General features: G+C 60.9%; 8 protein-coding genes. 3 read left to right on the top strand and 5 right to left on the bottom strand.

The window, feature by feature from the left end; genetic code table 11:
- Positions 1-162 precede the first annotated feature (162 nt).
- The 5 genes from csgH to RE432_RS14520 all read right to left on the bottom strand — a co-directional run bounded on the left by csgH (position 163) and on the right by RE432_RS14520 (position 3,512).
- On the bottom strand, positions 163-483 hold the full coding sequence (gene csgH / locus RE432_RS14540) for a curli-like amyloid fiber formation chaperone CsgH (protein ID WP_310934129.1): 321 nt from the start codon (positions 481-483) through the stop codon (positions 163-165).
- Between the two features lie 101 nt (positions 484-584).
- Positions 585-1,445 (bottom strand): hypothetical protein, encoded by an 861-nt coding sequence (locus RE432_RS14535; protein ID WP_310934128.1) that lies wholly within the window; start codon positions 1,443-1,445, stop codon positions 585-587.
- A gap of 104 nt (positions 1,446-1,549) precedes the next feature.
- Positions 1,550-2,488, bottom strand: coding sequence for a CsgG/HfaB family protein (locus RE432_RS14530; RefSeq protein ID WP_310934127.1), 939 nt, complete (start codon positions 2,486-2,488; stop codon positions 1,550-1,552).
- The gene (locus RE432_RS14525; RefSeq protein ID WP_310934126.1) at positions 2,488-2,943 is read right to left on the bottom strand and encodes a curli assembly protein CsgF; all 456 of its coding nucleotides are present in this window, start codon (positions 2,941-2,943) and stop codon (positions 2,488-2,490) included. The genes RE432_RS14530 and RE432_RS14525 overlap by 1 nt, the downstream gene beginning before the upstream one ends.
- Positions 2,944-2,960: 17 nt before the next feature.
- Positions 2,961-3,512, bottom strand: a complete 552-nt coding sequence (locus tag RE432_RS14520; protein WP_310934125.1) for a curli production assembly/transport protein CsgE — start codon at positions 3,510-3,512, stop codon at positions 2,961-2,963.
- Positions 3,513-3,992: 480 nt separating this feature from the next.
- Between RE432_RS14520 and RE432_RS14515 the strand changes: the two genes are divergently transcribed.
- The 3 genes from RE432_RS14515 (at position 3,993) to RE432_RS14505 (ending at position 12,475) form a co-directional block, all read left to right on the top strand.
- On the top strand, positions 3,993-6,851 hold the full coding sequence (locus RE432_RS14515; RefSeq protein ID WP_310934124.1) for an endo alpha-1,4 polygalactosaminidase: 2,859 nt from the start codon (positions 3,993-3,995) through the stop codon (positions 6,849-6,851).
- A gap of 52 nt (positions 6,852-6,903) precedes the next feature.
- Positions 6,904-11,871: a tetratricopeptide repeat protein gene (locus RE432_RS14510; protein ID WP_310934123.1), complete on the top strand. Its 4,968-nt coding sequence runs from the start codon at positions 6,904-6,906 to the stop codon at positions 11,869-11,871.
- 64 nt (positions 11,872-11,935) lie between these two features.
- The gene (locus RE432_RS14505) at positions 11,936-12,475 is read left to right on the top strand and encodes a penicillin-binding protein activator LpoB (protein ID WP_310934122.1); all 540 of its coding nucleotides are present in this window, start codon (positions 11,936-11,938) and stop codon (positions 12,473-12,475) included.
- The last annotated feature ends 8 nt before the right edge of the window (positions 12,476-12,483 follow it).

The following is a 12,483-nucleotide window of genomic DNA, read 5'->3' as shown; positions in this document are numbered from 1 at the left end:
GTAAACGGGTGCCTACCCACCATTTCCCGTTCGCTACGGCGAAACTAATTGTGAGCTACAGATTATTTTTCTAACATATAAAAACATATATTACGATTAAACGCCTTAAAACGCCGAAACAAAAGATTTGTTAATGTATCGTTATATTGATACACCAATATTTCAATCCGGGCAAGAAAATTGATAATCCCGGCTGGCGCCGGGGCCCGTGCCGCTTCCGTTCTGGATCGTCAATTCTATCTGGCAATCATCATCCGGGCTGCGGCTGATGGCCAACCGTCCCAGGGCGGCCGGCGTCCCGGCGGTGATCTCGATGGTGCCCCCCTGGGAGATCACGGATCGGCCCCCAGGCCCCTGCCTGGTGGCGCGCATCTTGTAACGCAAGGAGCCGTTCTGGGCGCTTTGCACATAGGGAACGATGACGCGAGGCTGGGTGCGGGCAATGGTTTCCAGCCAGACTTGGATGTCGGCATCTGCATTCATGTCGGTTTCCTCGAATGGACATAGCAAAGACAAAAAAGCACGGACCCGGCAAGCCAGGCCCGTGCGCGTGCAGGCTGATTAATCGCTTGCCGCCAGCCTGTTTACCATCCGGTCTGGACCACGTTGCTGACGTTGCCGTTGCCGCTCTGGTATACCCTGGAGTTATGATTGGCGCCGAACTGGACCACGTTGGATTGGTTGTGGTTGCCGACTTGCACGACCTTGGAATAAAGGTCCTGGCCGGTCTGTTCTGTGTAGCTATTGTTGTCCCGGCCGTCCTGGAAGACGGTGGCAAGGACGGTATCGGAGTAGCTGTTGCCCCAACCGACCTGATAGATCGCGGCATCGTTGCTGCGTCCGCCTTGCTCGATCGAGGCATTCACGCGATCACCCTTCTGGACGATATTGGCATCGTGGCGGCTGCCGGAAAACTGGTCGATGCGAGCCACTTGATAGCGGCCAGTGTCATAGGCATGCAAACCGCTTTGCTCGATGTTGGTCTTGCTGCGGTCTGCCGATTGATAGACCTTGGCGGATGCGTCGCGAACGTTGGTTTGGCTGATCGAGTTGTCGTTTCGGTCCCCCGACGTTGAAATCAGCGCCGTGGTGTTGCGCGTATTGCTTTGATCGATGACGTTGTAGTTGTCATCGCCACGGTATACGTCGATGTTGGCACTGGTGCGTTGTGTGCCGAACTGGTTGATATAGCTTGTGTCGCCATCGCCCCGCCATACGTCGATCTTGGCATTGCTGTCATTGTTGCCCCATTGCTGGATCGCACCGTAGTTGTCGTCGCCCCGGGCGTTGATGGTGGCGTCCGTGTTGTGGTTGTAGTGCTGGGTGATGTAGGCTTTGTTGTCATCGCCAGTCTGGTTGACGTCGGCATTGTTGGCGGCCATCGCGGCAGTAGCACTATATGCAAGGGTAATGCCCAGGGCCAAAGCGGAAAGTTTGATATTCATTTGTGTTTCTCCTCAAAATAAAGACCTGATCCCTGCTGTGTATCCGGCGGTCTTTAGAACCGGATCCACATTACTCGGTAAGTTCGTTTGAACTGGGCTACCGTTTAATTCGTGGCGGATGTGTTCTGGCCTGCCGTATCGGGTGCCGCATCGTCGGGCAAAGTCAGCGCATAAGTCTGTTCTTCCTGCAAATATTTCTGGAAAATAGGCAGATCCCAGTCGGCCCGGTTCGCCAGCGCCCAGTTCCCGTCCTTCACGCCTTGCACAGTCAGATGAATGACGGCGGCCTCGATGGCTTCCTTCACGCACAGCTGCGCGGGTTCGTTGCGGGTAATGCCGCCCTCGACCTCGAGCAAGTCCTTGAAGTTCACGAACTTGAAGACGCTTGGACGGATTTCATACGAAAATATGGTCTTGGTGGTGGACACGGTTTGCAGAACCCGGCCGGTGCGTATGTCGACGCTGCGCAGCCCGACCGTGACCTGATCCACCCGGTATTGGGTGGATAGACCCACACCCAGGAATCGTGCGCCCAGGCCCCCGGTGCGCACATTGCTTTCGTAGGAGAGAATCCCGCCATTGATCAATACAGAGGCGGGAACGAGGGCGGGGATCTGTATGCCGGGCGCATTGTCCTGGGAGCCATCCAGCGCCCGTACGATACGGCGCTCCGTCAAGAGCTCTTGCAAGCTTTCACGTTCTACCGGCGTGAACCAGCCGGACTCTTTCAAGGCTTTGACCAGCATGGAGGCCGCGCCCTGGGTAACCGATGTCGAGAACGAGCTGTCCGGCGCCGGTTTGTACTGGCCGGTCTGGTCCCTGAAACCGTAGACGGCGGCGGTGATCCTCCCGGTGGGCGGGGGGAGATTCCTCAGGTCGTGCGTTGACGGCGTTGCAGGCGTCAGCTGCGCCGCATTGGCGACTTGGGAAGGTTCCTTGGGGAGGGCACACGCTGAAACCAGCACGCAGAAAAACACGGCCAGGCCCGTTTGGGCGGTACGTCGTGTGGGCGATAGGCTGCCACGCCATGCCGGCCCGTTCATCACATGCCCCCCAGGCTGCTGACCTCGAAGGTGGTGATGTTGCCCGAGGCCTTGTCTTGCGTGGTCACCGAGAATATGCCGCCGCCCATATCGGCGATGGTAATGATGAAGTTCTCGGTCTGCAGGGTGCCGGGTACGAAGTTGCCTTGCTCATCGAACAGTTTCGAGGCAGCGGCCGTCGACAAGCGGTTCAGAATCGACCGCTCCAGGCTTTCCTGAAAATTCTGCAGCGGTGTGCGCTCTTCGATGCCGGATCGATCATTGACATCAGGACCTTTGTGCTTGCTGGTGGTGATGGCCGAGTTCAGCAGAACGGGGCCGTTCAATGGATTGCCGCCGAAAGAGGGGTTAAGGGGGTAGTACACCAATTCGGTGGCGCCTACGGATGCCGTGCCGGCGCACATGAGCAGTGCCAGTGCCGCGCGGTGAACTCGAGTTTGCTTTTGTCTGGACATCTTCTTCTCCTTTGGGGTTACAGCTCTTCAGGCGCCAGATCCTGATCTTTGAAGGTCATGCGTTGAATTTCTGTCCGCATAATGTTTTGTTCGACAATGTCGGCGGCAGCCTCGGCGACGCCTTTGGCGGCCTGGCGGGCTGGCGACAAAAATGTGTGGAACACGCGTTCCTGGCGAAACTGTATCCAGACTTCGCTGCCCCAACGCGCGGTTGGCCGCTCGTACACTGCCAGCGAATATCGGCTTTGCTGGGCGATTTCATTCCAGTAAGCCGAAAAATACTGGTAGAAATCATTGCCCAGCACCGTCACGGTTCTGTTGGTGATCACGCCTTGCAGCGGGTCATCGAAGATCGTTTTCTGTTCTTGTTCCGTGGCGAGTTTGTCCATGGCGGTTTCAGGCAAGTTGCTCTTGATCACCCCATTCCTGGCCCCGTTCTGCTTCGCGCCGTTCGTCTTGGTGGCGTTGTGCTTGGCGCCATGGCTCTTGCCGGCATTGTTTTGCGCCTCGGCAAGCGTGCCGGTCAAAGCCAGCACAAGGGAAAGCGCAAGTGCGATTGACAGCTTCATGTGACGCGCCCTCCCAATGCTCGAGTACCAACCAAAGTGAACTTTTGCTGCGGTTTTTACGTATGGAAACGCATTTGCAAGTCAATGATAGGGATGTAAGACAGCGTCAACATGCGTTATATGGCGTAAGCCCTGGATGGCCTTTTGGCCTAGATGTAAATATCGTGAAAACAGGGAGGGCGCTCCGAGCTGTTTTTCCGTCCAGCGTTAAGCATTTTTTTGCGGATCCGGATGAATGCTTCCGATCGGCTGCGCACCGTTTTGAGCCGCGAATTTATAGGTGTAAACCTTAGGGCTCTCTATGAAAATTTCACTAGGGTTAGTCCCGTCGGCCAGAACGCCTAGTACGGTGCGAGACGAGCCCCTAGGACATCCGGCTTATGTACGCCTGTCGCAGTGTCTTTATGCTACTTAAAAGCAAATAAAAGTTTCGGTGTGTTAATTCCGTGTGAATGTGTGGTTTGAACCGGTGGCACTTGTATGGCTAAGACACAGAACAACAAGGGGAATGCCGTATCCCGCCTGCCGGCCGGCCGCCGGGGCAGGCCGACAGGCGCAGGGTTCCACATAGATTGGGGGCTGTGGCGCCGGTGGGTGCTTGTGTCAGGTTTGTTGCTGGCGTCGGGCCTGCACCTCTTCGCCCACGCGGCGGAGGCAGTGAAAACGTCCGCGCAGGCGGCGGCGCGGGTCAATGTGGCGTTTTATTACCAGAATACGCTGCCCATTGACGAGCTGCAGGCTTTTGATGTCGTCGTGATCGATCCCGCCCGCGCGAAGCGTCCGGCGCCCGCGCTTGCCCCGCATACGTCCTGGTTCGCCAGGCTGGATTTAAGGGCCTGGAAGCATCAATCCGCCGATGCGGCCGGCCAGTTCGTTCGCGCCCGGCTCCAGCCCCTGTGGGACGCAGGCTATCGCGGTTTTCTTCTGGACGATGGCGCCAAGGCTGATACCGGCGCGGCGGGCCCCGATGCCGGCGTGCTCGCCCTGATCGATGCCATCCGCGCGCACTACCCCGAAGCCAGGCTGATGTTGCGCAATCATATTGCCGTGGCGCGTGCCCGTGCCGGCCAGCTTGATGCATGGGTGCTTGATTCGCTGTACCAGCATCCCGGCGGATATGGCGGCTTGATGGGCAAAGTGCCGGAAACCGAGCGTGCCTCCATGCTGGACGAAGTCAGGCAGCTGCAGGCCGAATCGCATTTGCCGGTGATTGCCATCGACTACTGCCGCCCCGCGGACAAGCGCTGCAGACGCGATCTGGCGCAACGCCTGATACAGGATGGCGTACAGCCGTTTGTCACCGCGCCCGGCGTGGGCATTGTGGGAATAGGGCGCATTGAAGTGATGCCGCGCAAGATACTGATTGTGCAATCCCTGCCGAAAAACATCACGCTGGAACAGAGCACAGGCGTGATTGGCTTGTCCATGCCTTTGAATTACCTGGGGTATGACATCCGCTATGTGGACATCAACAGGCAGAGTTTGCCTGCCGATATCGGCAGCGACCGCTATGCGGGCATTGTGGTGGCCATGAGCCAACCGGCTGCCCGGGCCGGTATCTGGCGCCAGTGGCTGCTGGCGCGCATCAACGAGGGGCTGCCGGTTGCCGTCGTGGGCCATTTTGGTTTTGCGATGGACGGGCCCACGGCGGCGGCTTTGGGCCTGGAAGGGGTAGCGGGGACGGTGCCGCCGGGTAGCACGCCGCAGATCGTCAGCCATGCGCCCTTGATCGGTTTCGAAACCTTGCCGGTGCCCGATGTGCGCACCGCGGTAGGTATCAGGGCGGGAACAGCGGACCAGTCCCTGTTACGCCTGAAGTTCGGCTCCTATATCTACGATGCGGCGGCCATGACCTCGTGGGGCGGCTATGTGCTGGACCCATACGGTGTGGTGTCGCAGGATGCCATTACGCAATACCGCCTGGCCTTCCAGCCGCTGGATTTTCTGAAGGCGGCGTTGCGGCTGCCTGACATGCCCGTGCCCGACGTGACCTCTGAAAATGGCCGCCGCTTGATGTTCACCCAGGTCGATGGCGATGGCTTTGTGTCGAGAACGGAGTTTTCCAGCGCACCCAATCAGTTCAGCGGGCAGGTGCTTCATGACCGCATCCTGACCAAGTACCCCATTCCGATGACGATGTCGGTGATCGAGGGTGAAATTGGCCCGGCCGGCGAGTACCCGGCCTTGAGCCCCTTGCTGGAGCCTATTGCCAGGAAGATCTTTGCGCTTCCCCATATCGAAATAGCCAGCCACACCTATTCGCATCCTTTTTTTCTATGGCAAATCGACAACACCAGCGGCAAGCGCGTCAAGCCTTTCTTTCAAACCGCGGAAGAGGAAGCCGATCCGTTTTCCTTGAACATCCCAGGCTATGAGTTTGATCTGGACCGGGAGATCTTTGGTTCGATCGATTACATCAACCAGCGCCTGGCGCCTCCGGGCAAGCAGGTTGAAGCCATCTTGTGGACCGGCGATGCCGAAGCGCCCGCCATTGCCTTGCGCAAAGCGGCGCAGGCCGGCGTGCTGAGCATCAACGGCGGTTCTACGGTGATCACCAAAAGCAGAAGCAGCTGGACCAATATCGCTCCTTACGGTGTGGCCAAGGGGGATGCCCCCGACGAATACCAGGTCTATGCCGCCACCATGAACGAGAACGTCTATACGAACGACTGGCTGGGGCCATTCTATGGCTTCAACCGGGTGCTTGAAACGTTTTCCATGACGAATGAACCCATCCGGTTCAAGGCCCTGAATATCTACTACCACTTTTATTCGGCCACCAAGAAGGCTTCGCTCAGAGCGCTGGAAGAGGTCTTCGACGCGGTCATGAAACAAGCCATCTTCCCCATCTATACGACCGATTACATCCGGCGCGTGCTGCAGTGGCGGCGGGTAGCGGTTGCCAGGGAAGGGGACCGCTGGCTGGTGCGGTCGGGAACCGACTTGCGGCAGCTGCGCTGGCCCGGCCAGGGGGTTCCGGAACTGTCCGGCGCCACGGGCATTGCGGGATACATGCCTGGGCCCGGCGGACTGTACATCCATATGGGCGGCGATCAGGCTTCTTTCCGCATGCGTTCCGCCGCGCAGCAAAACATGCCCTATGTACGCGAAGCATCCGGCTTCATCAGGAATTTTCAGCGCCAGGGGCGCGACATGCAGTTTGATCTTGGCGGCTACTACAAGCCTTTTGTGCAGTTCGCGGACATGTCCGGCTGCACGCCAAGCGTAGCGGGCGGCGCCCGGCAATCCAGGCGCAGTGCAGACACGTGGCGGCTCGATGTAGCGGGCCACGTCGCCAAGCCCGTTGCCTTTCATTCGATCAGGGTGCATTGTGAATAGGAACCGGGACCAACTATGCCCCATGTGGCTATCTGTGTTGATTGGCGCCGTTGTGATCGCTGCACTGGCGGCCGCGTACCCGCGGGCCGACGTGCAGACCCGTACCCTGGCGACGCAAAGGGCGTCAATGATTTCGGTCGCCTATCTGGAAGCATGGCTGTTGGTTGAGCCCGATTCGCCCATGTACCTGGATTCACTGGCAATGCAGTATCTTGAGCTGGGCCGCTGGCAATCGGCGCTGGAGGTATCCAAACGCCTTTTGCGCGTGGCGCAGGACGATACCGGCAAGAAGAAGGCTTTCTTTCTTGAGCTGGTCGCCACCGAGCAGATGGCCTATGCCCAGCCGGCCGATGTTCCCGAGCGGGCGCAAGGCGTGGCGCGCCTGAACCAGATTTTGCAGGAAGCGACCGAGTTTCCCTGGAGTGTCGCCGCCATGCGCTCGTTGGCGGAAAAGGCCCGGGCGGCGGGCGCCGACGATGTGATGCTGCGCTTCTATCAAAAGCTGGCCCTGGCCGATATCGACAACGCCGCAAGATGGCAAGCCAGGCTGGGCGAGGTGGCCCTGGCCACCCAGGCATACGAAACAGCCGCCTTCTCGTTCTTTTCGGCCTATGAAACGGCGACCGCGCTCGATGAAAAACGGCATTATTTCATCAAGGCCTTGCAGGTCCTGGAATCGGCGGATAAGGTTGCGCAGGCATGTACGGAAGCCCAGCAGCGGCTGGGCGTGCTGGCGACCGACAGCCAGACACTGCGTTATCTGCTTGCTCTGGCCCGCCAGGCCAACCGCAGCGATCTGGTGGCCGTGTACGCGCGTGCGCTGCTGAATGCTTCCCGTGGTACACAGCATGTGCGCAACAACGTCGGCGCGCATATTGTCCTGATTGCGGCGGATGCGCAATCAGGCCGCCACGACGCTGCTGCGGACATGGCGGGGCTGGAAGAAGAATATCAGCTCGTCTATCAGGCCTTTATCGAAAGCACTGCCCTGGACGACGCCGAGCAGGTGGCGCGGATGGCGCTGGAAGCCGGCCTGGATAGCGTGGCCTGGAGCGCGCGGCTGGCCCAGGCGGCGCAATGGAATAATCATCCGGGCACTGCCTTGAAATACTGGCTGGAGTACGCGCAAGGGTCGGACGACCAGGAGGCCTGGAATAAAGTGCTGGCCCTGGCGCCGGTGCAGGGTAACGACGAGGCCTATCTGGCGGCCTGGACGCAACGGCAGACGCGCTTGTCGGGCGGCGTGCCCGATGCGGCGGCGGGGTGGAATGCCCTGTTGGCCGAATACATGCAGGCCGGGCAATGGGCGTCCATGCTGCGTGTCGTCGACCGGCTGAAGTCCTTGGACGGCGATCAGACCCGGCAGCGCACACTGATGCTGGAAGTCACTGCCCTTGAACAGTACGCCTATGAGTTCGCCCCTGGCGACCCGCAGCGTACAGAACTGATGCGGCGCCTGCATGGCGCCATGGAACAGACCCTGTCGCTGCAGTGGGATCTGCCGGCCATGAAATGGATGGCGCAGAAAGCGCAGGAAACCGGCGCCGACGCCATCATGCTTCATTACTATCGCGCACTGGCGCAAGCCGATAGCGGCAACACGGCGCATTGGCAAGAGAAGCTGGGGGACTTTGCGCTGGGCCGGCAGGCATACCAGGAAGCGGCTTCCGCTTATTTCGCCGCCCAGGCCGCAGCGGGCTCCCGTGATGCAAGAAGCCGCTATTTTCAAGCAGGCCTGGGCGCTTTTGTCGCCAGCGGCGACGTGGCGCAGGCCTGCGTCGAAGGCGAGCAGCGGGTGGGCGACCTGATGGACGACCCAGGCACCTTGCGCTACCTGATCAACCTGGCGCGCCAGGCGCATCGTACCGACCTGATGGCGCACTATGCGCGCGAGCTGATCAAAGCGACGAAGCAAAGCCGGCGCGCGCCGCTCGGCACCGGCCTGGCCCGCCGGGATGCTTACGACCGGATCGGCCAGTCCGATATGTGGCGCGCCGCCGGCTTGCCGGCCCGGTATGCCGATTTCAGGGTTGCGGACGCTGCAGTCCGGGTCGCGGTGGCGGATGCGGCCGGCATGCCGGCCGGCGAGAACACCACCCAGCGGGAAAACGATCTGGATGTCGCATTCCGGGCGCTGGTGGAAAGCCGTCAACTGAATGATGCGGAACGGACCGCGCAAAGCGCACTGGCCGAGGGAATGGACCCATTGATATGGACGCCGCGCCTGGCCCAGGTGGCCGAGTGGAACAGCCACCCCCAGTTGGCATTGCGCTACTGGCTGCAGTATGCCCAGGCTTCCGGCGACGTACAGGCCTGGGCCAGCGTGCTGAGGCTGTCCGGGCAGCTCAGCGATAATGCCGCGCAGCTTGCCGCGCTGAAGTATCTGTCCGGGCGAGCGCCCGGCGATGCCGCGCTGCTGGATCAGGTGGTGAGCACTTACGAGGCCCTGGGCCAGCCGGAGGCGGGCCTGGCTTACCTACGGGGCCGCGCGCATGGGTCCCTGCGCGTCCCCATGCTTGAGCGTTATGCCGATCTGGCCGTCCGTTCGGGCAACGATGGTGCCGCCCGGGAGGCCTACGAAGAACTTGCCCGGATTGGCGACCATCCGCACCTGTACGCCAAGCGGCTGGCCAGCATGGATTATGCGCAAGGCGATCTTGCCGGCGCCTTGGTCAGGCTGCGCGCGGTGCGCGATATAACGGGAGACGAGCCAGAGACGGTGCCCTACTGGCGCCTGTACGGAGAGCTGGCCAGCCTGACGCAAAGCAATGAAGACGCCATTGTCGCGCATCGCCATCTGCTGGCGACCGGAGCGGCGACCGGTTCCGACCTGAATACACTGGCCTATCTGTATGCCCGCCATCCGATAGACGGCGGCCGGATTGCAGAAATGCAGTTCCAGAACGATGGCTCGCCCGCCGCACTGCAGTCGGCCTTGCGCCTGTATACGAGCGCTCGCGCCTGGCCGCGGATCGAAAAGATGCTGAACGAACTGACGCCCAGGCAGCAGGATTACTTCGGGCATTCAAGCCCATTGCTGACCGCGCGCGCCGATTATTACGCCAAAACCCAGCGTTGGGATGCCGCGCTGGCGGATCTGCGCCAGGCCATGTATTTGCCTGACGTCACCGACGACACCCGGATTTCCTACTTATGGACGCTGATCGATTTCGGTTCGGAAGACGAGCTCAGGGTCGCCATGCATCAATGGCGTCCGGTTGCCCAGGTCAACCCTGAATACTGGGGGGCTTTTGCAGCTGCCGAGATGCGTATGGGCAATGCCGTCCGGGCGGTGCATTATCTGCGCAAGCAGCGCCTGAGCCTGGGCGACGATCCCCTGTGGCTGATGGCGCTTGCCGATGCCGAGGAAATATCCGGCCATGCCGAGCGGGCGTGGAACATCCGCAAGCTGGCCTGGACGCTTTTACGGGAAAAAGCGGCGCAGAAGCAGCAGGACGATCCGGCGCTGGCCGCTGGGCGGGGCGCGGCGCCCGATCTGTTCGGTCCGCTCGCGCCCACGGCGCGCAGCCAAGATGCGGCGCGCGTGGCGCTGAGCCAGATGCTGGCCAATGGCGACTATTCGCGGGGGCTGCTGATCCAGCTTCTGGAGCAGGAAGGGCGCTCGCCTGAGAGCATCGAGGTGGCGCGATCGATTCTGGCGAACAGCACGGGCCTGCCCAGGCTTGCGGAAGTCCTGCCTGGCGCAGCGCTGGCGCTCGAGGATCGGGTGATCACGCCAGCCGGCGTGGTTGGGCGCGGCGATGTCATTGGCGCAACGGCGAAAGAGGTGGTGCTGGCCTGGTCATTGAGTGGTGAAGAGTATGACCTGGCGCGGGCCTGGCTGGCCAGGCAATATACCGACCGCCTGCTCAGGCCGGTCGATGCCGAGGTGACGCTGGCGCTGGCCGCCGATGACCGCCGCGGGCTGGCGCGTTTGCTGGATGACAGGCGAAAGAACATAACGACTGAAAACCGTATTGACGCGCTTGCGCGCACTGGCCGGTTCGAAGAAGCGCAGACTCGGGCGTTCGCCGCTGTGGAAGGCGCGCCACAGAGCGATACCCGCCATCAGTTGATGGTCGATACCCTGATGCACGACCGCCCGGCGGTGGGCGCCGATGTGGCGTATGTCGATACCGATCCATTGGAATATGTGCAGACCACGCTGGTGGGCGGCTTGAAGTTGACGAGCCGCTGGGGCATAGGCCTGGAAGCGATCAACCGCAATCAGAAGACGAAAGACCGCAGCATACTGGCGTGGGTGCCGTCGCATGACCAGGAATTCAATTTCACGCTGTACAACGCCACGCCCGATCGAAAATTTTCCTTGACGGTCGGGGCGCGCGATGCCTGGGATACGTTCTATACCGTCAGCCTGCGCGCCGACCTGAACCGGCAGTCCGAATTCAAGACCTCGTTCATGCTGGGCCTGAACCAGTTTACCGATCTGTCGCAGGCGCTGCAGGTGGCAGGCGTGAAGGACCTGGCTAGGGTAAGCGTTCAATGGGACCCGGAGTCGCGCTGGTTCTTGTGGGGCAGTGCCGAAGCCAGCCGCCTGCGGGACCAGGACCGTACATATATTGGACGCGGGCTGGAATTCTCGGCGGACCTGGGCTACAGGATCGTGCCGTCTTATCCGGACTGGAGCGTGCGGTTGACGGCGATACGCGGCATCTATTCGGCGAGCGATAACGTCATTCACGCCATGCGCAGGCTGCTGCCGGCCAACTATTCGCTGGCGGCGGCCGACATCGTTCCGGAAAATTTCACGCAGTACGGGGTCATGATCGGTTTCGGCGCGAGCGATCAGAATGCTTACTGGCGCCGGTGGCGGCTGTTTCTGGATGCCGGGTATGTGCACGACAGCGAAGAGGGCTGGGGTCCCGTCGTGAATGTCGGCGCCGGCGGATCCGTGTTGGGCAATGACCACCTGCGGATATTTTATTTGCACACAGCGGCGCGGCAGGGAGATGGGCGCGCCTCGACCCAGATCGGATTGTCGTACCGATTGTTTTTCTAATCATGGCAATGCATGGCGTGGAGCCTGCCCAGGCCGCCCGTCCATCACAACCTGGAGCAAGAACATGAAAACTTCCAATATCAAGCATGTACCCGCATGGGCCGCCGTCGCTGCGCTGGGGCTACTTAGCGCTTGCTCGACCGTCGATGTGAGCAGCGGGCCGGGGTTCTCGGCGGCGGACGGGCTGGCGGTGCTGCCCATTGCCAACTACACCGAAACGCCCGAGGCGGGCCAGCGGGCCCGCGCCATCGCGCAAAGCATCCTGTATCAGAAGGGGTTCACCGGCCTGCAGCAGTATCCGCAGGATGAAACCACCGATCTGCTGATGGCCTCTGGCGCCGATCGCATGCAACAGCAGGCGCTGGAATGGGCGCGCAATGCCGGCGCGCGCTATGCGCTGACGGGCTCGGTGCAAGAATGGCGCTACAAGGTAGGCCTGGACGGCGAGCCTGTGGTGGGCCTGACGCTTAACCTGATCGACGTATCGAGCGCGACGGTGGTCTGGAGCGCAAGCGGCAGCCGCAGCGGTTGGAGCCGGTCCAGCCTGGCGGGTGTGGGCCAGACGCTGATCAAAGAAATGCTTGATCCCCTATCCGTAAAGTAAAAGAGGTC

The sequence above is a fragment of the Pusillimonas sp. SM2304 genome, from assembly GCF_031628915.1.
GTDB lineage: Bacteria > Pseudomonadota > Gammaproteobacteria > Burkholderiales > Burkholderiaceae_B > Pusillimonas_C.
The sequence above is the reverse complement of the archived record's forward strand: the minus strand, read 5'-3'. Positions and strand labels throughout refer to the sequence as shown.